Here is a 25,141-nt window from a genome sequence, read left to right as displayed (position 1 = left end):
GGATTACACCGGCATGTTCATGATGTCGCGATACGCGGAGAGCAGCTTGTTGCGGACTTGAAGCGTCGTTTCGAAACCGAGCGAGGCTTTCTGCCGTTCGATCATCACGCTGACGATGTCGTGCGTGTCCCCGCGCTCATAGGCTTCGCTGAGCTCACTGGCCTTCGACTGCTGGGCGTTGACCTGTTGCAGCGCGTTGCTGATCGCCGCGCCGAAATCGGGGGTGCCGCCGGCGCCGTCCACGCCGCCGTCGAGGCCGCCCGCCGCACCGCGTCCCGCGGCGCGTTGCAGCGCCTGGTTCTGATTGAGAATCGTGCTGCGCATCTGCAACAGCCGGCTCGGGTCAATCGTGCTCATAAGCTCTCATCCGTCCTGGTGCGCCACGGTCGACCGCACGCCCAAAGAGTAATGCAAAGCGCGTGCCAAAATTCTTATTGGCGCTTTTTCAAGGGAATGAGTGGTTGCCGTCGAGGATTAACGCCGCTTTCGGCATTTTTTTGACGCGCCGACTTAAACCCCGCGCCGCGCCGCCGTTACTGCATCCGTGACCGCTCTCGAGCCCTCACATCACGGGAATGGCCATCGAGGCCGGAAAGGAACAACATGACTGTCATCAACACCAATGTGAGCGCCCTCCGCGCCCAGAACAGCTCGCGTGTTGCCGAACGCAATCAGGCGCAGGCGATGGAGCGCCTGTCGAGCGGCAAGCGCATCAACAGCGCCAAGGACGACGCTGCCGGCCTCGCCGTCGCGACCCGCATGCAGGCTGCTTCGCGCGGTTTCACGCAGGCGATCCGCAATGCCAACGACGGCATTTCGCTCGCTCAGACCGCTGACAGCGGCGCAGGCAGCATCTCGGACATCCTGGTTCGCATGCGCGACCTGGCGATGCAGGCTTCGACCGGCACGCTTAGCGACGCCGACCGCGGTCTGGTGCAGAAGGAAGTCACGGCGCTGATTTCGCAGATCGGCGACATCACGACCCAGACGACGTTCAACGGCAACAAGCTGCTCGACGGTAGCGTTGCCGCGGGCTTCGACATCCAGACCGGCATCAACACCGGTGAAAAGGTGAACATCACCGTCGCGAGCCTCACCGCCACGACACTGGGCGTCAACGCTCTGTCGGTTGCGACCGCTGCCGGCGCCACCGCCGCCCTGGCGACGCTCGACACCGCGATCACCACGGTCGCCGGCGAACGCGCCAACCTGGGTGCGCAGCAGAACCGCCTGACCGCGGCTGTCGATAATTTGACGGCCCGTGTCACGAACCTGGACGAATCGCGCTCGCGCATCGAAGACACCGACTTCTCGGCGGAATCGACGAAGCTGGCCGCGGCTCAGATCCTGTCGCAGGCATCGACCGCGATGCTCGCTCAGGCGAACCAGAGCGCGCAGGGCGTGATGAACCTGCTCCGCGGCTAAATACCGAGGGTCGCAAACAAGTTTCAGGCTATATTTGGTTGGTCCCTTTATCGGCCTGATTTGATGCCCCGGCTCCCCACAGCCGGGGCATCTTTGTTTGTGCGTGCGTGACGGGACAGGAACGGCACCGGCATCGGCCGACAGGGTCAGTGGAAATCCCGCGACCTGGGCAGGATGCGGACATTGCGTGGATGACCATGGCCCGGCGCATGATCGTGCCGGCCGCGCGGGATCTGCGGGTTTTTGACCTCGTCGGCACGTGCCGGTTCGGGATCGAACCGCCGGCCATCGCCCAGCGTGTCGAGCATCGTCGTCCGATCGACGATCCGGGTCGCCATCAGGTGGATCACGCCTTCCTTGCTCCGTTGCACCTCTCCCTCCGCCAGCATCAGGCGCGAGGCCATGACGGCGCGGCGATAGCGTTCGAAATGGCGTGCCCACAGCAGGATGTTGACGATCCCGCCCTCGTCCTCGAGCGTGATGAAGATGGCATTGCCTTTGCCCGGTCGCTGACGGATCAGTACCACGCCGGCGGTGCGGACGATCGATCCGTTCTTCGCCGCCGCAACCTGCGCGGCACTCAGCACGCCCTCGCGTGCAAACTCGTCGCGCAGAAACGCCATCGGATGGCCCTTCAGCGACAGGCGTGTCGTTTGATAGTCGGTGAGGACATGTTCCACCATCGGCGTCGGCGGGAGCCGCGCGTCCTCTTCCGCGCCGAGTTCGTTCGCTTCCGCCGCGCCGAACAAAGGCAACACGCCCTGTCGGACACGCTGCGCATCCCACAGCGCCGGCCGCCGGTCGAGCCCCATCGACCGGCAAGCATCGGCGTCGGCAAGCAAGCGTAGCGCCCGCGAAGGCAGGCCGGCACGCCGTGCGAGTCCTTCGACCGAAGCGAAAGCTGTCGTCCGCGCCGCGTCGATCGCCTTTGCCCATTCTTCGCGAAAGCCATCGACCTGCCGGAAGCCGAGCCGCAGCGCGAGGCTGCCGTCCTCGCGCTGTTCGAGGCTGTTGTCCCACTGGCTCAAGTTCACATCGACCGTGCGCACCTCGACGCCATGCTCGCGGGCATCGCGAACGAGCTGCGCGGGGGCATAGAAACCCATCGGCTGCGAATTGAGGAGGCCGCAGGTGAAGACGGCGGGGTGGTAGTGCTTGATCCACGAGGAGACATAGACCAGCCGGGCGAAGGATTGGGCATGGCTTTCGGGAAAGCCATAGCTTCCGAACCCCTCGATCTGTTTGAAGCAGCGTTCGGCGAAATCCTGCCGATATCCGCGCGCGACCATGCCGCCGACCATCTTCTCGCGGAAATTGTCGATCGTGCCGACATTGCGAAAGGTCGCCATCGCGCGGCGCAGGCCATTGGCCTCTTCGGGCGAGAAATCGGCGGCGACCATAGCGAGCTTCATGGCCTGCTCCTGAAACAGGGGAACGCCGAAAGTGTTCTTCAGGACATTGCGCAATTCGTCGGGGTCGTGGGGCGGAGCGGGAGAGGGGAACTCGATTTTCTCTTGGCCATTGCGGCGGCGCAGATAGGGATGGACCATGTCGCCCTCGATCGGCCCGGGCCGGACGATGGCCACTTGGACGACGAGATCATAAAATATCTTCGGCTTCAATCGCGGCAGCATGTTGATCTGCGCCCGGCTTTCGACCTGAAACACACCGATGCTGTCGCCCTTCTGGAGCATTTTATAAACGGCATCGTCGTCGCAATCGATGTCGAGTTCCAGCGTGTGATCGCCGAGCCCATGTTCGCGCATCAGGTCGTAGCATTTGCGGATGCAGGTCAGCATGCCGAGCGCGAGCACGTCGACCTTCATCAGGCCCAGTGCATCGATGTCGTCCTTGTCCCATTCGATGAAGGTGCGGTCCTCCATCGCGGCATTATGGATCGGCACCAGTTCGTCGAGCCGGCCTTCGGTCAGCACAAATCCGCCGACATGCTGCGACAGGTGGCGCGGGGTCTTGAGCAATTCGCCCACAAAGCGGTGCAAGCGTTCGATCTCGCCATTGTGCGGGTTAAGCCCCGCCTCGACGAGCCGCTCGACGGGCACCTCGTCGCCCCAGCTTCCCCAGCTCGTGTCGGCAAGCCGTGCGGTGATATCCTCGCTGAGGCCCAGCGCCTTGCCGACCTCGCGGATCGTGCTGCGCGGGCGGTAGTGGATCACCGTCGCGGCGATCCCGGCGCGTTCCCGTCCATAGCGTTCATAGATGTGCTGGATGACTTCCTCGCGCCGCTCATGTTCGAAATCGACGTCAATGTCGGGTGGCTCATCGCGTTCGGCGGACATGAATCGCGAGAAGAGCAATTCGTGCTGCATCGGGTCGACCGAGGTCACGCCGAGGAGGAAACAGACGATCGAATTGGCCGCCGACCCGCGCCCCTGACAGAGAATCGGCGGTTTCTGTGCGCGAGCGAAGCGGACAAGATCGTAGACGGTCAGGAAATAATAGACATAGTTTCGCCGCCGTATCAGCCGGAGTTCGTTGCCGATAAGCGTGCGGACTTTTGGATTGAGATCCTTGCCGTAACGTTTCTCCGCTGCGGTCTTCACCAGATGATAGAGATAGTTGAACGGTTTCCAGCCCGGCGGGACCGGCTCGTGCGGATATTCGTAGCGCAGGTCTTCGAGATCGAACCGGATGCGGGCGAGCAGCTTCGTGCTTTGTTCGATTGCCTTGGGATGACCGCCGAAAAGCCGCTTCATCTCGGCGGGCGCTTTCAGGTAGCGCTCGCCATTGGCACGAAGCCTCTTGCCGGCCTTTCCGAGCGTCGTTCCTTCGCGGATGCAGGTGATGATGTCGTGGAGTGGACGCTGCGCGGCGGTCGCATACAGAGCGTCATTGGTCGCCAGCAGGGGGATATTCGTTGTTACCGATATACGCTGGAGTTCGGCCAGTCGCCGTGCGTCGGCACCCGATTGCGGCATCGTCGCTGCCAGCCACACCGATTTGGGTCGCGCGCGCTTGAGCGTATGGAGCAGGGTTTCATCGCCCTCCATCGCGATCAAAAGAAGGTCATCGCAGTGATCGAGCAGATCGCCCAGTTCGAGAATGCAGTCGCCCTTCTGCGCGCGCAAATTGCCCGTTGAAAGCAGGCGCGTCAGTCGGCCCCAGCCGTTACGGTTGACCGGATAGGCGACGATGTCCGGGGTGCCGTCGGCGAAAGCGAGCCTTGCGCCGACCACCAACCGAAAGTTCGCAACAGCTTCGGGCTGCTTGACCTGCAGTTCTTTCAAAAACGCCCATGCCCGCACCACCCCCGCGACGCTGTTGCGGTCGGCGATGCCGATGCCGGTCAGGCCGATGTCGAGTGCGCGCGCAACCATCTCGGCCGGGTGCGAGGCGCCGCGCAGGAAGCTGTAGTTGGTTGCGGCGACCAGTTCGGCGAAACCGGGTTCGGGGTCAGGGGCCGCGGGCTCCCCGCTCATGCGAACAGCCCGTGGATATACCAACGCGGATCGGGCTTCTCGTCGTAAAGACCGTGGCGAAAGAGCCAGTAACGGCGGCCCTGCACATCCTCGACGCGATAATAATCGCGCGTCAGCCCGGCATTGTCGCGCCGACGCCACCATTCGGCAGCGATGCGTTCGGGGCCTTCGTAGCGGCGCACGGCGTGAAAGGCGCGGCGCCAGCGAAAGCGCTGGGGCGGGCCGTCGGGAACCTCGGCGATCACCTCGATGGGCTGCGGCGGGTCGAACAGGTGGAAGGGGCGCGTCGGAGGCTCGCCGGGTTCCGGAGCCTGCCAGGGGACGGGCGGCGGCGCATCGATCGCGGGGAGCGCAAGCTGTGCCTGCTCGGGGATATGCGTGTCGGCGACCATCAATTTTTTGACGCGGCCGCGCCCGAGGCGGGTCGTCATCCGGTCGACGAGTTCGTCCATCGCCGCCTCCCGCACCGCGCCGCCTTCGAGTTTCAGTTGCCCTGCGCCGAGCGGGTCGAGCCGCGGCACCGCGAGGCGGATCATGTCGAAACCGAAACCGGGATCGAGCGGATCGGCGAGCGTGTCCATCCGCTCGGCGAACAGCCGCATGACGAGCCCGGTATCGCGCGTCGCATGGCCGGTCTCGACCTCGATACTGCGCGCCAGTCCGTCGCTGCGGAAAAAGGTCGCGCGGAAATGTCGCCCGCCCTTGCCGCGTTCGGCGAGCGCGCCGATCGCTTCACCGGCAAGTTCGGCAAGGATTTTGATCGCATGCGCGCTGCTGCCGAGCGGTTCGGCGAAGCGGCGTTCGGCCATCACCGGGGGCAGGCCTATGCGCGGATCGAGCGGGCTCGGCGCGTCACCCAATATACGCCGCAGCGCGGTCGCGGCGCTTGCGCCGAAGCGGGCGGCGATATTCGCCATCGGACGGCTCGCAAGGTCGCCGATCGTCCTGAGCCCCGCGCGAACGAGTGTGGTCGTCGCCTCGGCTTCGAGTTCGAGAGCGGCGACGGGCAGGCGGCGGATCGCCTGTTCCTCGTCGGGCGCGGGGCGCGTCTGGTAGCGCGCCAGCGCGCGCGCCGCATCGGCGGTGGGGCCGAGAGCGGACCGCACGCTCATGCCGAGCCGCGACAGGCGCATCTCGATATCTTCGAGCAGTCCCGCTTCCCCCGCAAACAGATGCTCGGCGCCCGCGATGTCGAGGATCAGCCCGCAGGGCGCGTCGAGCGCGACGAGCGGCGAGTAGCGGTTGCAGCCGAGCGCCAGCCGGTCGAGCCATGCATGATCGGCGACAGGATCGTGGGTGACGACGATCAGGCCGGGAACCCGCGCGCGCGCGTCGGCGAGCGGCATGCCGGCGGAGAGTCCGACGGCTTGCGCGTGCGCATCGACGCTCGCGATGCGCAGCGCCCCGCGCTGCTTTTCAGCAAAGACCAGCGGGGCGTCAGGCGGCCGCGGCGCCGTGCGGCAGAGCCGCTCGGCGGGCAGCCAGGGGAAGAAGAGCGCCAGATAGCGCCGCTTCCCCGGATGCGGGCCCAAAGCTTTTGTCGTCATGGTTCCAGTCCAGTCGCCAGCATCCGCCGGCGGGGCCGGCGCGCCAGCGCAGCAGTTCGAGATCGAAGGCGGGCGCGCCGGGGGCATTGGCTTCGCGTTCGCGCGACGCCGCCGCGCTGACGCTCCAGCGCGTTTCGGCGGCGCTGGGTGCGGGTGCGGCATTGAGGCGGAGCATCAGCAGTGTCGTCCCGGCATCGCGCGCGCCGAGCGTGAGACGGCGGCCTGCGGTAAGATCGAGCAAAGGGAATTTCCCCCAGCTTTCGACGATCACGGCGGCCGACCCGGTACAGCGGATCGCATCGTTCGCGCAGGCGAGCAGCATCTTCGGGTCGGGGGTCTCGACGAGCAGCAGCCGGTCGGGATCGCCGCCAAGCTCTGCGATGCCCGGCGCGTAAATATGCCCGGCGCGATTTGCCGAATCGGTGGTCCGCAGCCAGATCAGCGGCGCCTGGCCGGGGGTGCGGAGCGCGAGCAGCGCGGCGAAGGCCGCCGCGCTTGTGCCGTCGAGCGCGTCGGCGGCGAAAAATTCATGGTACCGTCCGACCGCGAGCCCGCCGCCGAGCGCGGCGTCGAATTGCGCATGGCCGCTCGCCAGCCGACCCTCGGCCGGGCGGCTTGCGGGGCCACCATCGGTAGCCAGCCGGGCGATACGCTTGCGCAGCCCGGCGAGTTGAGAAGACGACTCGCGCATATATGTTCCTGATTTGTTCTATTAGCGCGCGAGCGGGGGCGATTGTCAAGAAAGAGTCGGACGGTTTCGGGCTTTAGGGGGCGGTCGAACCGGCGCCGCTATCGCCACCCAGCGCGCGGAACAACGCGATTCGCGTCTGGACGAGCAGCAATTGCGTCCCGATCTCCCCGCGCCGCGCCGTATAGAGGCTGCGCTGCGCGTCGAGGCTGGCAAGGAAGCTGTCGACGCCGCCCTTGTAGCGGGCATCGGTGAGCATCGCGGTATCGGCTGCCGCTTCGCTGTTCGCTGCCGCGGCGCGAACACGCTCGGATATCGTGCCCTGCACCGCGAGGGCATCGGCGACTTCGCGAAACGCGGTCTGGATTGCGCCCTCATAACTTGCGAGCGCGGCATCGCGTTGCGCCTTGGTCGCATCGACCCCGGCACGTCGCGCGCCGAAGTCGAAGATCGTCGCGCTGGCATCGCCCCCCGCCGACCAGTTGAAGGACCCGTTGTCGAAAAGGCTCGACAGCGCATCGCTGGCAAAACCGAGCAGTCCGGTCAGCGAAATCGTCGGGAACAGCCGTGCCCGTGCGATGCCGATATCGGCGTTGGCGGCGCGGAGGCGATATTCGGCCTCGACCACGTCGGGACGGCGAAGCAGAATCTGCGAATTGACGCCTGCGGGAAGCGATGCGATCCCCGGCGTCACATCGGCAAGGCTGGCGGGAAGCAGCGTCCGGTCGATGTCGGCGCCGACCAGCAGCCGGATCAGATTCTCGTCCTGGGCGAGCGCGGTCTTCTGCTGCGCGATCGAATCCTCGGCGGTCGCGAGGATCTGCTCGGCCTGGCGCAGATCGGTGCGCGGCGCCACGCCGCCGTCAAGCCGCGCTCTGGTCAGACGGACATTTTCGCGTGCGTTGGCCGCGGTATCCTCGGCGATCTTCAGCAAATCGCCGTCGGCGCCATAGGCGGCCCAGGCATTCGCAAGGTCGGCGACCAGCGCGAGCCGCACCGTGCGCGAGGCGGCTTCGGTTGCAAGCGCGCTGTTGCGGTCGGACTCGGCGGCATTGGCGAGACGTCCGAACAGGTCGAGTTCGAACGCGGTGACGCCGCCGCGCAGCGAAAAGTCGCCCGCACCATTGCCGCCGCCGCCGCTATCCGAATAGCTCGCGCCGCCGCTCACGCCGATCGCGGGGAATTGCCCCGCACGGCTGACCCGTGCCTGCGCCCGCGCCGCCGCGACGTTGGCATAGGCGACGCGAAGGTCGCGGTTGTTCGCAAGCGCCTGATCGACCAGATTCTGCAACCGCGCGTCGGTGAACACGCTTTTGTAGGACAGGACCGGCAGCGCTTCCTCGCTCTGAAGCAGATAGGCATCGCCCACCGGCCAGCTTTGCGGGACCGGCGGAGCGGGCAGCGTCGTCCTGGGCGCGAGCGAGCAGCCCGCGAGGAGCAGCGACGCCAGGGTCAGGAGCGTAGCGCGTTTCATGCCGTCACCTCGGTTCCGCCGTCCTTCTTCCCGAACCGCTGGCGCAACGCCGCGAGTCCGTCGCGCACGCCGCGCCGGACGAGGACAAAGAAGAGCGGGATGAAGAAGATCGCGAGCAGCGCGGCGGTCAGCATGCCGCCGATTACCGCGGTGCCGATCGCGACGCGGCTGTTCGCGCCGGCGCCGGTCGCGATCGCGAGCGGCAACACGCCGAAGATGAAAGCGAAGCTCGTCATCAGGATCGGGCGCAGGCGGATACGGGCGGCCTCGATCGCCGCCTCGATGACGCGCTTGCCCTTTTTCTCTTCCTGCTCGGCAAATTCGATCATCAGGATCGCATTCTTTGCTGCAAGCCCCATCGTGGTGAGCAGGCCGATCTGCAGATAGACGTCATTCTCAAGCCCGCGCAGCGTCACCGCGAACACCGATCCGACGAGGCCAAGCGGAATGACGAGCAGCACCGCGAGCGGGATCGACCAGCTTTCGTAGAGTGCCGCGAGACAGAGAAAGACGACGAGCAGCGACAGGATATAGAGCAGGGGCGCCTGCCCCGACGACAGCCGTTCCTGATAGGAGGAGCCCGCCCAGGCGACGCTCGTGCCGGGGATTTCGGCGGCCATCCGCTCCATTTCGTCCATCGCCTCGCCCGAACTGGTGCCGGCGGCGGGCTGGCCCGAAATTTCAAAGGCGGACACGCCCTGAAAGCGCGAGGTGCTGCTGGGCGTCGTCGACCAGCCGATGTCGGAAAAGGCCCAAAAGGGCGACATCTGGCCGTCCGCCGCGCGGACATACCATTGACCGAGATCCTCCGGCTTCGCGCGATATTGCGCATCGCCCTGGACATAGACGCGCTTCACGCGGCCCTTGTCGATGAAGTCGTTGACGTAGCGGCCGCCCCACGCGGTCGCGAGCGTGTTGTTCACATCGCTGTTGGTGAGGCTATAGGCGGTCAGCCGCTGCGTATCGACATCGATCTTGAGCGTCGCGACGTCGGGAAGGTCGGACAGACGGACCGAGGTCAGCTTGGGATTGGCGTTGGCTGCGGCCAGCAGCTTCTCGCGCGCGGCGACGAATTGCTCGCGGTTCATGCCGCTGCGGTTCTGGAACTCCATCGTGAAGCCCGAAGCGTCGCCAAGCCCGCGCACCGCGCCGGGAACAAGCGCGAAGATCTGGGCGTCGCGAATGCCCGACAGCGCCTTGCGCGTCCGGTCGGCGATCGCGTCGGCAGTATCGTCCTTGCCCGGCCGGCTGTCCCAGTCGACGAGGTTGATGAAGCCCTGGCCGGTATTCTGGCCCGACGCGCCGGGGCCCCCGCCGGCAATAAGGAAGAGCGCGCCGACATTGGCCTTTTCCTGTGTCAGCAGATAGTTTTCGATCTGGTCGCGCACCTGCAAGGTGCGCTCCTGCGTCGCGCCGGCGGGCAGGCGGAACTGGATCTGGACGCGCCCCTGATCCTCGTTGGGCAGGAAGCCGCTCGGCAGGCGCAGGAACATCATCGCGAGCAGCGCCAGGATCAGCGCATAGATGCCGAGGAACAGCCATTTGCGATCGACGACCTTGGTGACGCTGCCGACATAGCGGTTCACGGTGCGGTCGAACCAACTGTTGAAGCCGTTCTGCGCGCGCTTCATCGCCGCGTGGGCGCGTGGGAAGCGGTGCTGGCGTTCGGGCGCTTCGCCGTGCGCCAGCCGGGGCTTGAGCAGCGTCGAGGTCAGCGCGGGGCTCAGGATCAGCGCGACCAGCACCGACAGCGCCATCGCCGAGACGATGGTGACCGAGAACTGGCGATAGATGACGCCGGTCGAGCCCCCGAAAAAAGCCATCGGCAGGAAGACCGCCGACAGCACCAGCGCGATCGCGATCAGCGCGACCTGCAACTCCTTCATCGACTGGATCGTCGCTTCGCGCGCCGACATGCCGGGATTCTCTTCCATCAGTCGTTCGACATTCTCGACCACGACGATCGCGTCGTCGACGAGCAGGCCGATCGCGAGCGTCAACCCGAACAAGGTCAGCGTATTGATACTGAATCCCAGGATGTAGAAGACGCCGAATGTCCCCAGCAGGACTACGGGCACCGCGATCGCGGGGATCAGCACGGCACGCCAGCTTTGCAGGAAGACGAACATGACAAGGACGACGAGCAGGATCGCCTCGAACAGCGACTTCTGCACCTCGCTGACCGACAGCTTGATGAAAGCGGTCGCGTCATTGGCATAGCTATAGGTCAGGCCATCGGGAAAATCGGCGGCGAGTTCGGCCATGCGCGCCTTGACGCGATCGGCGGTTTCGAGCGCGTCCGACCCGGGCGACAACGAGACCGACATGCCCGCGCCGGGGTGGCCGTTGATGCGGACGATCGTCGCGTAATTTTCGGCACCGATCTCGACCCGGGCGATATCCTTGATCCGAACCGTCGAGCCGTCGGACAGCGTCTTCAGCACGATATTGCCGAACTGTTCGGCGGTCTGGAGCCGCGATTGCGCGGTGACGGTCGCATTGAGCATCTGGCCCTGCGGCGCCGGAGTGCCGCCGACCTCGCCCGCCGCGACCTCGGCATTTTGCGCGGTGATCGCGGTGACGACATCGCCGGGCATCAGCGACATGGCGGCAAGCCGCTGCGGATTGAGCCAGATGCGCATCGCGTGCGGCGATCCGAACACATTCACGTCGCCGACCCCCTCGACGCGCGACAGCGGGTCCTGAATGTTCGACGACAGGAAATCCGACACATCCTGGAACGAACGGGTGTCGGTGGTGTCATAGACGCCGACGAGCAGCAGCGTGTCCGAATTGGCCTTGGTGACGCGGATACCCTGGCTCTGCACCTGCTGCGGCAGGCGCGAGATCGCGGACTGGATCTTGTTCTGGACCTGGACCTGCGCGATGTCGGGGTCGGTTCCCTTGGCGAAGATCGCGGTGATGTTCGCCTGCCCGCGCGAACTCGACTGCGAACTGAAATAGAGCAGGCCGTCGATCCCCGTCAGTTGCTGTTCGAGCACCTGCGTGACGCTGTTCTCGATCGCTTCCGCCGAAGCGCCGGGATAGGTCGCGCGAATGTTGACCTGCGCCGGCGCAATGTCGGGATATTGCTCGATCGGCAGCGCGCGCAGCGCGCCAAGCCCGCCGAGCATGACGATGATCGCAAGTACCCAGGCGAAAATCGGCCGGTCGATGAAGAGGCGCGACATGCGGGCTTACTTTCCTTTTTCCGCACTCTTGTCTGCGGGCGCCCCCAGCCGCTGCGGGCTGCTTGCCGGGACCGGCTTGATTGGTGCCCCCTGCTTGAGATTGCCGACCCCCTGCGTGATGACCTTGTCGCCGGGCTTGAGGCCGTCGGTGACGACCCAGTTCGGGCCGACCGTGCGTTCGGCGACGATCTTGCGCCGCGCCGCCTTGTCATCCTTGCCGACGAGATAGACGAAGGCCGATCCGTCGAAGTCGCGCTGGACCGCCGCTTGCGGGACCAGTATCGCGGTCGGGTTGATTGCCTGGTCGAACAGCGCGGTCACGAACATGCCGGGCAGCAGCAGTCCCTGCGGGTTCGCGAAGCGGGCGCGCAGCGTGACGGTGCCCGTCTCTTCGCTGACAGTGACTTCGGAAAACTGGACGGTGCCGGCGAAGGCGTAATCGCTGCCATCCTCCAGCTTCAGACGGACCGAGGTGCTGCCCGCCGTGACTCCCCCGCTGGCGAGCGCCTGGCGCAGCCGGGTCAGGTCGGCGCTCGACTGCTGCATATCGACATAGATGGGGTCGGTCTGCTGGATCACGGCAAGCGGCGTCGCCTGGCTGGCACTCACAAGGCCGCCCGGTGTCACGAGCGAACGCCCGATCCGCCCGCTGATCGGCGCCGAAAGCGTCGTGTAGCGCAGATTGATCTGCGCGGTTTCGAGTGCGGCCGTGTTCTGCGCGACCGCCGCGCGCGCCGCGCGCGCCTGCGCGACGGCGTCGCTGTAATCCTGCTGCGCCACCGCCTGGATTTTCGCGAGCGGTTCGAAGCGCTTCGCTTTCTCTTCCGCCGCCTGTGCACTGGCCCGCGCGCTCGCGAGATTGGCCGTCGCCTGATCGACCGCCGCCTGGTACAGGCTTGCATCGATCTGATAGAGCGGCTGGCCTGCGCGTACCAGCCCGCCCTCGGTGAACAGCCGGCGGCGGACGATACCATTCACTTGCGGTCGAACTTCGCTCGTCTCGAACGCCACGATGCGGCCGCCCAGCGAGGTCGTCAGCGGAACGGCCTCGATCTTGACCGTGACATAGCCGACCTGCGGCGTACGATTTCCGCCTTTCTCATCCTTGGCCGAGCAGGCGCCAAGCGAAAGCGCTGCAGCGCACAAGGCTCCGATCAGGAGCGGCGGCTTGTTTTTCGTCATTCGATAAATCCGTCTCGGTTTGTGCCGGCCGGCCGCGGGGAGGGAACCGGCGCTATTCAACCTATTGCAATGCACCATGCAAGCGCTTTCGGGCCGTTGCGACAAAGTGCGACACTTTAGTTTCCGGCGATACCATGGCGTCGCCATCGCATCACCAGCCGTCTGAACTCACCCCGGCACCAGCAGTCCGCGACTTTCCCTCACTTCGATGTCGAGCCAGTCGATAAAGGCGCGAATTCGCGGCTGCGGCGCGATATCGCGGTGGAGTGCAAGCCAGAAGGCGCGCGCGATGGCTTGTTCGGGGCGCACGCGCACCAGCCCGGGATCGTCGGCGGCGAGGAAGCAGGGGAGGACACCCACGCCCGCTCCGCCGGCTATCATCCGCCGCTGCGCGAGGATCGACGATGATCGCACGCTCGCGCGCAGCCCCGGTTCGATCTCGCCCAGATAATCGAGTTCGGGTGCATAGAGGATATCGGGCATATAGCCGATCACCGGAATGCCCGCGCGCCCCAACGGACCCGCCGCGACCGCGTCCTGCCAGTCGGGACGCGCCGCCGGAGCATAAAGGCCGAGGCTGTAATCCGACAGTTTGCGCGTGATCAACGGACCCTTGCGCGGCCGGGCGAGCAGGACGGCCATGTCGGCCTCGCGTCGCGAGGGATCAAGAAATCCCGACGATGCGACAAGGTCGATCTCGAGCTCCGGATGGGCCGCGACGAAGCTGGCGAGGCGCGGTGCGATGAAGCTGTTGCCGAATCCCTCGGAAACGCTGACGCGCAACTGCCCCGACAAGCCCGAACCGTCTTCCTGCGCCAAATGGATGCGGGCCGCCGCCGCGGCCATCGCCTCGGCGTGGGGGACGAGCGCCCGGCCTGCCGCGGTCAGGACGAAGCCCGCCGGGGTGCGTTCGAACAGCGTTTGGCCGAGCACGGTCTCCAATGCGCTGACTCGCCGGCTGACCGTCGTCGCGTCGACGTGCAACGCCATTCCGGCGCGCGCAAGCGTGCCATGGCGCGCGAGGAACAGGAAATATTGCAGCTTGTCCCAATCCATGACCTGCAAATATGCAGGAAAGAGCTGCAAGTCTATCCCTTGCAATCGCGGGTCAACTGGTCTGTTGCGGGAGCAACTTCATATGGGAGACTCGGCTTATGCGACAGATCGATCATCACATCGTCGGCGGCGCCGGCGGCGCGAGCCGCTTCGGCGACATTCTCGACCCCAATAATGGCGGCATCCAGGCGCGGGTCGCGCTGGGGGATCGCGCGGTGCTCGACCGCGCCGTCGCCGCAGCGAAGGCCGCGCAGCCCGGCTGGGCCACCACCAATCCCCAGCGCCGCGCGCGCGTGATGTTCGAATTCAAGCGACTGGTCGAGGCCAATCTGAACGAGCTCGCCGAATTGCTGGCGAGCGAGCATGGCAAAGTGGTGGCGGATGCGCGCGGCGACCTGCAACGCGGGCTCGACGTCGTCGAATTCGCCTGCGGCGCGCCGCACGTGCTGAAGGGCGACTATACCATCGGCGCCGGTCCGGGCATCGATGTCTATTCGATGCGTCAGCCGATCGGCATCGGCGTCGGCATCACCCCGTTCAACTTCCCTGCGATGATCCCGCTGTGGATGGGCGCGATTGCGACGGTCGTCGGCAACGCCTTCATCCTGAAGCCCAGCGAACGTGATCCGTCGGTGCCCGTCCGCCTGTCGGAACTCTTCCTCGAGGCAGGGATGCCGGAGGGAATCTTCCAGGTCGTCCACGGCGACAAGGAAATGGTCGACGCGATCCTCGACCACCCCGACATTGGCGCGGTCAGCTTTGTCGGCTCGTCGGACATCGCGCATTATGTCTACAACCGCGGCGTCGCGAACGGAAAGCGCGTGCAGGCGATGGGCGGCGCGAAGAACCACGGCATCGTCATGCCCGACGCCGATCTCGACCAGGTGGTGAACGACCTGACCGGCGCGGCCTTCGGGTCGGCGGGCGAACGCTGCATGGCGCTGCCGGTCGTCGTGCCGGTCGGCGAGGACACCGCGAACCGCCTCCGCGCCAAACTGATCCCCGCGATCGAGGCGCTGCGCGTCGGCGTGTCGACCGATGCCGAGGCGCATTATGGTCCGGTGGTAACACAGGCGCACAAGGACAAGGTCGAAGGCTGGATCCAGAAATGCGCCGACGAAGGCGCCGAACTGGTGATCGATGGCCGCGGCTTCACGCTGCAGGGGCATGAAAAGGGCTTCTTCGTCGGTCCGACGCTGTTCGACCATGTCACCGCCGACATGGAAAGCTATAAGGAAGAGATTTTCGGCCCCGTCCTCCAGATCGTGCGCGCGCCTGACTTCGAAACCGCGCTCGAGCTGCCGTCGAAGCATCAATATGGCAATGGCGTCGCGATCTTCACGCGCAACGGCCACGCGGCGCGCGAATTCGCCGCGCGCGTCAATGTCGGCATGGTCGGCATCAACGTGCCGATCCCGGTGCCCGTTGCGTACCATACGTTCGGCGGCTGGAAGCGTTCGGCGTTCGGCGACACCAACCAGCACGGCATGGAAGGCGTGAAGTTCTGGACCAAGGTCAAGACCGTGACCGCACGCTGGCCCGACGGGTCGCCCGACGGCGGCAATGCCTTCGTCATCCCGACGATGGGGTAGCGGCGCATATCGACGACGCGGCGGCGCGAGTCTATGAAGACTGCGCTGCCGCCCGGGGTAGCGCTGTCAGGGGAGACATCTCATGGATATTCGCTTCGTCGCCATTGCTGCCGCTTTGCCGCTTGCTGCCTGCGCCGCAACTTCCGGGGACGCGGAACCGGCGCCCGCGCCTGTTCCCGCGACGTGCAGCGCCGATGCGGGAGCGAGCTTTGTCGGCCAGACCGCGACCCCCGAACTTGGGGCCGCGATCCTGAAGGCAACCGGCGCTCGGACGCTGCGCTGGGGTCCGCCGCGCTCGGCGATGACCATGGATTATCGGCAGGATCGCGTGAACGTGATGTACGACGATGCCTACAAGATCGAGCGGATCACCTGTGGCTGACGGTTCGCGTCGCAACCACGCTTCGGCATCCCCGTTCGAACCGGTCTATGGCTATAGTCGCGCGGTTCGGGTGGGGAGCCGCATCGATGTCGCGGGCTGCGCGCCGATCGAAGCCGATGGAACCTCGACGGTCGGCGATGCCGGGGTGCAGGCGGCGCGCTGCATCGCGATCATTGGCGAGGCACTCGAGGCTCTCGGCGGCAGCTATGCCGACGTCGTGCGCACGCGCATGTATATCACCGACCCTGCCGACGCCGACCTCGTTGGGCGTGCGCACGGATCGGCATTCAAAAATGTACGGCCGGCATCGACAATGCTGGTTGTGCCGGCACTGATTCGCCCCGAATGGAAAGTCGAAATCGAAGCCGAAGCCATTATCGAGAAATGACCATGACCGACCAGTTCCAGCTTACCGACGACCAGCTCGCCATTCAGGACATGGCGCGCAAGTTCACCGCCGACCGCATCACGCCCTTCGCGGCGGAATGGGACGAGACGCATCATTATCCCGTCGACGTGTGGAAGGCGGCGGGCGAACTCGGCTTCGGCGCCATTTACGTCGCCGAGGAATCGGGCGGCATCGGGCTCGGCCGGCTGGAGGCCGCGCTGATCATGGAGGCGATGGCCTATGGCTGTCCCGCGACCAGCGCCTATGTCTCGATCCATAATATGGCGACATGGATGATCGACCGCTTCGGCGGCGCCGAGATCAAGGCGCGCTTCCTGCCCCAGCTTGTCGGTATGGAGAAGATCGCGAGCTATTGCCTGACCGAACCGGGTTCGGGGTCGGACGCCGCGGCGCTCAAGACGACCGCGAAAAAGGACGGCGACCATTATGTGCTGAACGGCACCAAGCAGTTCATCTCGGGCGCGGGCTATAACGACGTTTACGTCTGCATGGTCCGTACCGGCGAGGAGAAGTCGAAGGGTATCAGCTGTCTCGTCGTCGAAAAGGACACGCCGGGTTTGAGCTTCGGCGCGCCCGAGAAGAAGCTCGGCTGGAACGCATCCCCCACCGCGCAGGTGATTTTCGAGGATTGCCGCGTGCCGGTCGAAAACCTCGTCGGGGCCGAGGGTGACGGCTTCCGCTTCGCGATGGCGGGGCTCGACGGCGGCCGCCTCAACATCGGCGCCTGCTCGCTGGGCGGGGCGCAGCGCTGCCTCGACGAGGCGATCGCTTACACGAAGGATCGCCAGCAGTTCGGGCAGCCGATCGCGGACTTCCAGAACACCCAGTTCATGCTCGCCGACATGGCGACCGACCTCGAAGCGTCGCGTGCGCTGCTCTATCTCGCGGCGGCAAAGGTCACCGCGAACGCGCCCGACAAGTCGCGCTTCTCGGCTATGGCAAAGCGGCTCGCGACCGACAATGGCAGCAAGATCGTCAACGACGCGCTGCAATTGTTCGGCGGCTATGGCTATCTGAAGGATTATCCGATCGAGCGTTTCTGGCGCGACCTGCGCGTTCATTCGATCCTTGAAGGAACGAACCAGGTGATGCGGATGATCGTTGGAAGGGACCTGCTGCGCCAATGACCCTCAATCATACCGACGATGTCCTGATCTCGACCGACGGTCGCGTGGGGCGAATATCGCTCAATCGTCCCAAGGCGATCCACGCGCTCAACCTGCCGATGTGTGAGGCGATGATCGACGCGCTCGTGCCGTGGCAGGGCGATGATAGCGTCGAGGCGGTGATCATCGATCATAGCGAGGGCCGCGGCTTCTGCGCGGGCGGCGACATCCGCATGCTCGCGGAAAGCGGGGCGAAGGACGGCAAGGAGGCGCGCGCCTTCTTCCACACCGAATATCGGCTCAATCACCTGCTGTTCACCTATGCCAAGCCTGTCGTCGCCTTCATGGACGGCATCACCATGGGCGGCGGGGTCGGCATCTCGCAGCCGGCGAAATATCGCGTTGCGACCGAACATACGCGCTTCGCGATGCCCGAAACCGGGATCGGCCTGTTCCCTGACGTCGGCGGCGGTTGGTATCTGCCGCGTCTCGAAGGCCGCGTCGGCGTCTTTCTCGCGCTCACCGGTGCGCGGCTCGACGGGGCCGACTGCCTCGCGCTTGGTCTCGCGACACATTATCTGCCGTCCGAACGGCTCGCCGACGCGAAAGCGCGTATCGCGGCGCACCCCGACCGCATCGGAGGCATATTGGGCGAATTGTCGGTCACCGCGCCGCCAGCCGCGATCACCCGGCATATCGACAAGATCAACCGGTTGTTCGCCAGCGACACCTACGAGGATATTCTCGCCGCGCTCGACGCCGACGGTGGGGAGTGGGCGGCGAAGGAACTCGACGCGCTGCGCACCAAATCGCCGCAGACCTGCAAGGTCGCGCTCCGTCAATTGAAGGAGGGCGGCGCGATGCACGATTTCGCAGGCCAGATGACGCAGGAATATGCCATCGGCAGCCGCGTCGTCCGCATGCACGATTTCATCGAGGGCGTCCGTGCGCTGATCGTCGACAAGGACAATAACCCGAAATGGGACCCGCCGACCCCGGAGGCGGTGACGGACGACTGGATCGACGCGATCTTCGCGCCGCTTCCCGAATCCGAAAGATGGACCCCTCTAACCTAGACCGTCACCCTAGCGAAGACCGGGGTCTCGCTGTCGAGATTCCGGCGTTCGCCGGATTGACGAAGGAGATTGCCAAATGACCTACGAAACCCTCCTCGTCGAACAGCGCGGCGCCGTGACGCTGGCGACGCTCAACCGCCCGCAGGCGCTGAACGCGCTGAACTCGGGCGTGCTCGAAGATCTGATCGCGGCTTTTGCGGCTTTCGAAGCCGACGACAGCCAGCGCTGCGCCGTCCTCACCGGCTCGGGGGACAAGGCCTTTGCCGCCGGCGCCGACATCAAGGAAATGGCCGACAAGCCGGCGGCCGATTTCTATCTCGAGGACTTCTTCTCGAAATGGACGAGCGACTTCGTGAAGAAGGTCCGCAAGCCGTGGATCGCGGCGGTCAACGGCTTCGCGCTCGGCGGCGGCTGCGAACTCGCGATGATGGCCGACTTCATCATCGCGTCGGAGAAGGCGAAATTCGGCCAGCCCGAAATCAAGCTCGGCGTCGCTCCCGGCATGGGCGGGTCGCAGCGGTTGACGCGCGCGATCGGCAAGGCGAAGGCGATGGAAATGTGCCTCACCGGCCGGATGATGGACGCCGCCGAGGCCGAGCGTTCGGGTCTTGTCGCCCGCGTCGTCGACCATGCGAGCCTTGTCGATGAAGCGGTGAAAACCGCGACCACGATCGCATCGATGCCGCCGATGGCCGCGATGGTGAACAAGGACATGGTCAATGCCGCGTTCGAGACGACGCTCGATCAGGGCCTGATCTACGAACGCCGCCTGTTCCAGATTCTGGCGGCGACCGAAGACAAGGCCGAAGGGATGGCCGCGTTTATCGAGAAGCGCGAAGGCGTGTGGAAGGGGCGGTGAACCCGGTTCCCCTCCCGCTTGCGGGAGGGGTTAGGGGAGGGCCTGTTTCCTCCCCGCCAGTGCAATATTCGGGACAGGCCCTCCCCCGGCCCCTCCCGCAAGCGGGAGGGGAGAGAGTATGAAAATCGCCTTTATCGGACTCGGCAATATGGGCGGCGGTATGGCCGCAAATCTTGCGAAGGCAGGGCATGACGTCCGCGCCTTCGACCTCAGCGAGGACGCGCTCGCACGCGCGGTCGAGGCAGGCTGCACGCGCGCCGCTTCGGCCGCCGAGGCCGTCACCGGCGCCGAAGCCGTGGTGACGATGCTCCCCGCGGGCAAGCATGTCGCGGGTGTCTATGAAAGCGACGTCTTTCCGAACGCCGCGCCGGGCACTTTGCTGCTCGATTGCTCGACGATCGACGTCGCAACCGCGCGTGCGAACATCGAAGCCGCGACGGCCAAAGGCCTCGTCGCGGTCGATGCGCCGGTCTCGGGCGGCATCGCGGCGGCGAATGCGGGGACGCTGACCTTCATGGTCGGCGGCACCGACGAGGGCTTCGCGCGCGCCGAACCGATCCTGGCCAGGATGGGCAAGGCCGTGATCCACGCAGGCGACGCGGGCGCTGGGCAGGGCGCGAAGATCTGCAACAACATGTTGCTCGGCGCGTCGATGATCGCAACCTGCGAGACGCTCGCGCTCGCACAGAAGCTCGGACTCGATCCGCAGCGCTTTTTCGACATTGCCAGCGTGTCGTCGGGGCAGTGCTGGTCGCTCACTTCCTACGCCCCGCTGCCCGGCGTCGGGCCGACGACGCCCGCCGACAACGACTACAAGGGCGGATTTGCTGCCGCGCTGATGCTGAAGGACCTGCGTCTGGCGATGGAGGCGGCGGCGAGCGTCGATGCCGACGTCCCGATGGGGACGAAGGCGCGCGAGCTTTATGAGGCTTTCGTCGGGGCCGACAAGGATGGCCGCGACTTCTCGGCGATCATCCAGACGCTGCAATCCTGATCGTCATTCCGGCGGATGCCGGAATCTCGCCGCCTCTTCAAAATTCGAGGTTGAAATCCCGGCCTTCGCCGGGATGACGGATCAATAGAAATCCGCCGTTTCGCCACCGTCGGCGCGTGCGGTACGATGCACCTGCGTCGGGGCGCGGCGATCGCCGGTCACGACCTGCAGCCGCCCGTTGATCCGCCGCACCTCGGCGGGCGCGACAATGCGTGCGCGGGCGATGCCGATCGCGGTTGCCTGCGGCTTCGGCGCGGGCGGTTCCGCGGCAGCGCTTCCGGTCAGCAACAGGATGGCAAGGAGCGACATGGCGATCATGCTTTGCCCTAACGGCAGCCGTGACCATCGCTTTAACCCTGAATCGACCTTTCTTCGCCGCGGCCATGGCGGCATCCCAACACAAGAAAGGCCGCCCGCCCCGGCGTGGGACAGGCGGCCCTGCTTTGCTTACCGGCGTCGGGGGCTCAGAAGCCCGTCTTCGCCTCCGCCTTTTCCTTGAGCAACGGTGCCACCTCGAAGCCATGCTTTTCCAGCGCGGCGACGATCTTGTCGGTGCCTTCAAGGCCGGCCCAGAACATCGGGCCGCCGCGATAGACCGGCCAGCCATAGCCATAGATCCACACGACATCGATGTCGCTCGCCCGCTGGGCCTTGCCTTCGGTCAGGATCAGCGCGCCTTCGTTGACCATCGGATAGAGCGTGCGCTCGATGATCTCCTGATCGGTGATTTCGCGCTTTTCGACACCCGCCTTGGCGCGGAACTGTTCGATCAGTTCGGCAACGCGCGCGCTCTCCGACGGATTGCGCTTTTCGTCATAGTCATAGAATCCGGCCTGCTTCTTCTGGCCCCAGCGGCCTTCGGCGCAGAGCGCGTCGCGGATGCTCTCGATCCGGTTGGGGTCGCGGTGCCAGCCGATATCGACCCCGGCGAGGTCGCTCATCTGGAACGGACCCATCGGCATGCCGAATTCGACATGGACCTTGTCGACCTGCGCCGGGGTGGCGCCTTCCATCAGCAGCTTCATCGCCTCGACCTGGCGCGGCTTCAGCATGCGGTTGCCGATAAAGCCGTCGCAAACGCCCGCGACGACCGCGACCTTGCCGATCTTCTTGCCGATCGCCATGGCGGTGGCCAGCGCGTCGGGCGCGGTCTTGTCGCCGCGCACGACTTCCAGCAGTTTCATGACGTTGGCGGGCGAGAAGAAATGCATCCCGAGCACGTCGCCGGGGCGGCTGGTCGCGGTCGCGATCTCGTCGACGTCGAGATAGGAGGTGTTCGACGCCAGGATCGCGCCGGGCTTGGCAATCGTGTCGAGCTTGCCGAAAATGTCCTTCTTGACGCCCATATCCTCATAGACAGCCTCGATGATCAGGTCGCAGTCGGCGAGGTCGTCGAGGTTCAGCGTCGGAGTCAGGATGCCCATCATCTGGTCGACCTGCTCGGGCTTAAAGCGGCCCTTGGCGGCGCTCGCGTCGTAATTCTTGCGGATCACGCCGACCCCGCGGTCGAGCGCTTCCTGCTGCATCTCGACGATGGTGACGGGAATGCCCTTCTGCAGGAAGTTCATGCTGATCCCTCCGCCCATCGTGCCGGCGCCGATCACGCCGACCTTCCTGATGTCGCGAAGCTGGGTATTCTTGGGCAGGCCGTCGATCTTTGCAGCCTGACGCTCGGCGAAGAAGATGTGACGCTGCGCCGCGGACTGGCTGCCGAACATCAGCTTCATGAACTGCTCACGTTCGAAGGCAAGGCCTTCGTCGAAGGGCAGGCGTGTCGCCGCTTCGACGCAGGCGAGGTTGGCATAGGGTGCCTCGAAGCCACGCCAGCGCTTCGCATTCGCTGTCTTGAGCTGTTCGATCACCGCGACGTCGCCGAACACCGCGCGGTTGCGGGTGGGACGCGGTCCGTCGGCGATCTTCGCGCGGGCATAGGCGATCGCATCGGCCGCCAGGCTATCCTCGCCGGCCAGTTCGTCGACGAGGCCAAGGTCCTTCGCCTTGGCCGCGGGCAGGGGATCGCCGAGCGACGTCATCGTCGCGGCCGCTTCGACGCCGACGACGCGCGGCAAGCGTTGCGTGCCGCCGGCGCCCGGCAGCAGGCCCAGCTTGACCTCGGGAACGCCGAGCTTCGCCGACGGCACGGCGACGCGATAATGGCACACGAGCGCGGTCTCGAGGCCGCCTCCCAGAGCGGTGCCGTGGATCGCCGCCACGACCGGCTTCGACGATGCCTCGATCATGTTCAGCACCGCGTTGAAATCGGGCCCGCGCGGCGGCTTGCCGAATTCGCTGATGTCGGCACCGGCGATGAAGGTCGCACCGTCGCAGCGCAGCACGATCGCCTTCACGCCGCCATCGGCGAGTGCGGCCTCGAAATTGTCTTTCAAGCCCTGGCGGACGTGCCAGCTCAGTGCGTTGACCGGCGGATTGTTGACGATGACGACGGCAACGTCGCCATCCTTCTGCATCGTCACGCTGACGGGGGTTTCATCGGACATGGGAGACTCCTTCAATCAATAGACCGTGCGCATCGGACGGAGCGACGCGAACGGCAAGGTGGTGTTGCATTTTCAATCGTCGATCGCGGCGTGAACCAGCGTCTTGACCTCGCGCCGTACGGGATAGGTGGAAGAAGGCATGAGCTGGGTCATGAAGACCATGCAGATCTGTTCGACCGGATCGACGAAGAAGCCGGTCGAGAACATGCCGCCCCAATAATAGTCGCCCCCCGAACCGGGGATGCCCGCCGCCGCGGGGTCGAGCGTCACGGCAAAGCCAAGCCCAAAGCCGACCCCCGCATTTTCGTCTTCCGAAAAAATGCCGACGCTGTGCCGGGTCAAATCGCCGCCGCCGACCAGATGGTTCGACGTCATCAGGTCCAGCGTCTTGCGGCTGATGATCCGCGTATCGCCCCATTTGCCGCCGCCGAGCAGCATCAGGCAGAAACGGTGATAGTCGTGAAGGGTCGAAGCGAGGCCACCGCCGCCCGAGTGGAAGCTGCGATCCTTCGCCCAGCGGCTGCGATCGCCCGCGTCGAACTGCTGCATCTTGTCCTTCGGATGGAAGGCATAGGCATCGGTCAGGCGATGCTGTTGATCGGCGGGCACCTTGAAGCCGGTATCGACCATGCCAAGGGGCCCGAAAAGACGGTCCTGCAAGACCTGCGCGAAGGGCTTGCCCTCGATCCGTTCGATCACCGCGCCAAGCACGTCGGTCGCCATCGAATAATTCCAATGGGCGCCGGGGTCGAACTGCAGCGGAATCTTCGCCAGTCCCTCGATGAAGCTGTCCATCGTGAAGGCGGCATCGAAATCGTCGATTTTCGTCTTGCGATAGGCGGCATCGACGGGCGTGCGTTCCTGGAAACCATAGGTGAACCCCGCGGTATGGCGGAGCAGATCGACCATCAGGATGGGCCGCACGGGCGGGCGGGTCAGAAAGGGGACGTTGCCGCCGCCCGCGACGAAGACGCCGGTGTCCTTGAACTCGGGGCAAAATTTCACCAGCGGGTCGGACAGCGCGACTTTGCCCTCTTCGACCAGCATCGTGAAGGCGATGCTGGTGATCGGCTTCGTCATGCTGGCAATGCGGAAGATCGCGTCTTCCTTGAGCGCTTCGCCCGGTCGCGCGTCACCGATGCACGACAGATGCGCGATCTCGCCGCGCCGGGACACCAGCGTGGCGGCATGCGGCAGGCGACCCGTGCTCACATATTTGGCGGCGAGAAAGGCCGGTATCCGGTCAAGGCGCTTTGTATCGAACCCGTGGCTCACGAAATGCGAACTCCTTCAAGGATGGCGGCCGTTTCGGCGAGTAGCGCCGGATCGATCGCGAGGTCGGCGGCTTTGGCAGTTTCACGGAGCTGATCGGGCCGGCTCGCGCCGACGATGGCGCTTGTGACGCCCGGCTGCGCGATGACCCAGGCGATGGCGAGCTGTGCGAGCGAACAGCCGGCACGGTCGGCGACCGGGCGAAGCTGCTGGATTGCCTCGAGCACCGGGTCGGTCAGGAACTGCTGCATGAAATGCGCGTCGTCGCCGGTTGCGCGGCTTCCCGGGGGAAGCGTCGCTCCCGGCAGATATTTACCGCTGAGCACGCCCTGCGCGAGCGGCGACCAGACGATCTGGCCGATGCCGTTTGCCATGCTGATCGGGATCACCTTTGCTTCGGGGCGACGATAAAGCAGGCTGTACTGCGGCTGGCTCGAAACGAACTTGACGTTCGGCGGGGCGAGCGCGACCGCCGCCTCGATCTGCTCGGGCGACCATTCGGAAAAGCCGATCGCGCGCGCCTTGCCGCTGCGCACCACGTCGGACAGCGCCGCCATCGTCTCTTCGAGCGGCGTATCGGGGTCATAGCGGTGACATTGATAGAGATCGACATGATCGGTCCTGAGCCGCGTCAGGCTTGCATCGATCTGTTTCGCAACCTGCCCCGCCGACAGACCCTTGTCGCTCTCGGTCATCGGAAAGAAAAGCTTGGTTGCAAGGACATAGCTGTCGCGTGGACGGCCTTTCAGCGCCTCGCCAAGGAAACTCTCCGCCGCGCCGCGGCCATAGATGTTCGCTGTGTCGATGAAGTTGATTCCAACGTCGAACGCCGTGTCTATGCAGGCGCGCCCCGCATCGCCATCAACCCCCGCGCCAAAGGTCAGCCAGCTTCCAAGGCAGATCGTCGAAACACGGATGCCGCTGTCACCAAGGTCGCGATATTGCATGCAACT

The 25,141-nt window shown here is 65.3% G+C and carries 20 protein-coding genes; 8 read left to right on the top strand and 12 right to left on the bottom strand.

The annotated features are described in order from the left end of the window. Positions 1-3 precede the first annotated feature (3 nt). Positions 4-357 carry a flagellar hook-basal body complex protein FliE gene (fliE, locus tag JNM03_RS06710; protein ID WP_294035525.1) on the bottom strand — a complete coding sequence of 118 codons (354 nt, stop codon included), beginning with the start codon at positions 355-357 and terminating at the stop codon, positions 4-6. A 246-nt stretch (positions 358-603) separates the two neighbouring features. On the opposite strand from fliE, the gene JNM03_RS06705 reads away from it, so the two are divergent. Then, positions 604-1,425: a flagellin gene (locus JNM03_RS06705; protein WP_294035523.1), complete on the top strand. Its 822-nt coding sequence runs from the start codon at positions 604-606 to the stop codon at positions 1,423-1,425. A gap of 146 nt (positions 1,426-1,571) precedes the next feature. Here JNM03_RS06705 and JNM03_RS06700 read toward each other — a convergent pair whose 3' ends face one another. The 7 genes from JNM03_RS06700 to JNM03_RS06670 all read right to left on the bottom strand — a co-directional run bounded on the left by JNM03_RS06700 (position 1,572) and on the right by JNM03_RS06670 (position 14,000). Then, complete coding sequence (locus JNM03_RS06700; RefSeq protein WP_294035521.1) at positions 1,572-4,862, bottom strand: error-prone DNA polymerase; 3,291 nt, start codon at positions 4,860-4,862, stop codon at positions 1,572-1,574. Further along, positions 4,859-6,409 carry a DNA polymerase Y family protein gene (locus tag JNM03_RS06695; protein ID WP_294035519.1) on the bottom strand — a complete coding sequence of 517 codons (1,551 nt, stop codon included), beginning with the start codon at positions 6,407-6,409 and terminating at the stop codon, positions 4,859-4,861. Before JNM03_RS06695 ends, JNM03_RS06700 begins: the two co-directional genes overlap by 4 nt. Beyond that, positions 6,300-7,100, bottom strand: coding sequence for a hypothetical protein (locus tag JNM03_RS06690; protein WP_294035517.1), 801 nt, complete (start codon positions 7,098-7,100; stop codon positions 6,300-6,302). The genes JNM03_RS06695 and JNM03_RS06690 overlap by 110 nt, the downstream gene beginning before the upstream one ends. Positions 7,101-7,173: 73 nt before the next feature. Further along, on the bottom strand, positions 7,174-8,571 hold the full coding sequence (locus tag JNM03_RS06685) for an efflux transporter outer membrane subunit (protein WP_294035515.1): 1,398 nt from the start codon (positions 8,569-8,571) through the stop codon (positions 7,174-7,176). Further along, complete coding sequence (locus JNM03_RS06680) at positions 8,568-11,762, bottom strand: efflux RND transporter permease subunit (protein ID WP_294035513.1); 3,195 nt, start codon at positions 11,760-11,762, stop codon at positions 8,568-8,570. The genes JNM03_RS06685 and JNM03_RS06680 overlap by 4 nt, the downstream gene beginning before the upstream one ends. A gap of 6 nt (positions 11,763-11,768) precedes the next feature. Then, positions 11,769-12,944 carry an efflux RND transporter periplasmic adaptor subunit gene (locus tag JNM03_RS06675; protein WP_294035511.1) on the bottom strand — a complete coding sequence of 392 codons (1,176 nt, stop codon included), beginning with the start codon at positions 12,942-12,944 and terminating at the stop codon, positions 11,769-11,771. Between the two features lie 168 nt (positions 12,945-13,112). Beyond that, positions 13,113-14,000: a LysR family transcriptional regulator gene (locus JNM03_RS06670; RefSeq protein WP_294035509.1), complete on the bottom strand. Its 888-nt coding sequence runs from the start codon at positions 13,998-14,000 to the stop codon at positions 13,113-13,115. Positions 14,001-14,098: 98 nt separating this feature from the next. On the opposite strand from JNM03_RS06670, the gene JNM03_RS06665 reads away from it, so the two are divergent. From JNM03_RS06665 to mmsB, 7 genes are all read left to right on the top strand, one after another. Then, entirely contained in the window at positions 14,099-15,592 is a 1,494-nt protein-coding gene (locus tag JNM03_RS06665) for a CoA-acylating methylmalonate-semialdehyde dehydrogenase (RefSeq protein WP_294035507.1), read from the top strand. Between the two features lie 82 nt (positions 15,593-15,674). Further along, complete coding sequence (locus JNM03_RS06660; RefSeq protein WP_294035505.1) at positions 15,675-15,974, top strand: I78 family peptidase inhibitor; 300 nt, start codon at positions 15,675-15,677, stop codon at positions 15,972-15,974. Further along, positions 15,967-16,362 carry a RidA family protein gene (locus JNM03_RS06655; protein WP_294035503.1) on the top strand — a complete coding sequence of 132 codons (396 nt, stop codon included), beginning with the start codon at positions 15,967-15,969 and terminating at the stop codon, positions 16,360-16,362. The genes JNM03_RS06660 and JNM03_RS06655 overlap by 8 nt, the downstream gene beginning before the upstream one ends. 2 nt (positions 16,363-16,364) lie before the next feature. After that, the gene (locus tag JNM03_RS06650; protein WP_294035501.1) at positions 16,365-17,510 is read left to right on the top strand and encodes an acyl-CoA dehydrogenase family protein; all 1,146 of its coding nucleotides are present in this window, start codon (positions 16,365-16,367) and stop codon (positions 17,508-17,510) included. Beyond that, positions 17,507-18,565: an enoyl-CoA hydratase/isomerase family protein gene (locus tag JNM03_RS06645; RefSeq protein WP_294035499.1), complete on the top strand. Its 1,059-nt coding sequence runs from the start codon at positions 17,507-17,509 to the stop codon at positions 18,563-18,565. Before JNM03_RS06650 ends, JNM03_RS06645 begins: the two co-directional genes overlap by 4 nt. 76 nt (positions 18,566-18,641) lie before the next feature. Further along, on the top strand, positions 18,642-19,424 hold the full coding sequence (locus JNM03_RS06640; RefSeq protein ID WP_294035497.1) for an enoyl-CoA hydratase-related protein: 783 nt from the start codon (positions 18,642-18,644) through the stop codon (positions 19,422-19,424). A gap of 118 nt (positions 19,425-19,542) precedes the next feature. Beyond that, positions 19,543-20,418, top strand: a complete 876-nt coding sequence (gene mmsB / locus JNM03_RS06635) for a 3-hydroxyisobutyrate dehydrogenase (protein ID WP_294035495.1) — start codon at positions 19,543-19,545, stop codon at positions 20,416-20,418. A gap of 81 nt (positions 20,419-20,499) precedes the next feature. On the opposite strand, the gene JNM03_RS06630 is transcribed toward mmsB, so the two are convergent. The 4 genes from JNM03_RS06630 to JNM03_RS06615 all read right to left on the bottom strand — a co-directional run bounded on the left by JNM03_RS06630 (position 20,500) and on the right by JNM03_RS06615 (position 25,135). Then, positions 20,500-20,727 (bottom strand): hypothetical protein, encoded by a 228-nt coding sequence (locus JNM03_RS06630; RefSeq protein ID WP_294035493.1) that lies wholly within the window; start codon positions 20,725-20,727, stop codon positions 20,500-20,502. Positions 20,728-20,882: 155 nt separating this feature from the next. Next, positions 20,883-22,916, bottom strand: a complete 2,034-nt coding sequence (locus JNM03_RS06625) for a 3-hydroxyacyl-CoA dehydrogenase NAD-binding domain-containing protein (protein ID WP_294035492.1) — start codon at positions 22,914-22,916, stop codon at positions 20,883-20,885. A 72-nt stretch (positions 22,917-22,988) separates the two neighbouring features. After that, positions 22,989-24,191, bottom strand: coding sequence for a serine hydrolase (locus tag JNM03_RS06620; protein ID WP_294035491.1), 1,203 nt, complete (start codon positions 24,189-24,191; stop codon positions 22,989-22,991). Next, a complete protein-coding gene (locus tag JNM03_RS06615; RefSeq protein WP_294035489.1) occupies positions 24,188-25,135 on the bottom strand; it encodes an aldo/keto reductase family protein in 948 nt (315 codons plus the stop codon). The genes JNM03_RS06620 and JNM03_RS06615 overlap by 4 nt, the downstream gene beginning before the upstream one ends. Positions 25,136-25,141 lie beyond the last annotated feature (6 nt).

Origin of the sequence: Sphingopyxis sp., from assembly GCF_016793825.1 — a bacterium.
Taxonomy (GTDB): Bacteria; Pseudomonadota; Alphaproteobacteria; order Sphingomonadales; family Sphingomonadaceae; genus Sphingopyxis.
Note: the sequence above shows the minus strand (reverse complement) of the source record. Positions and strands in the feature narration are given on the sequence as shown.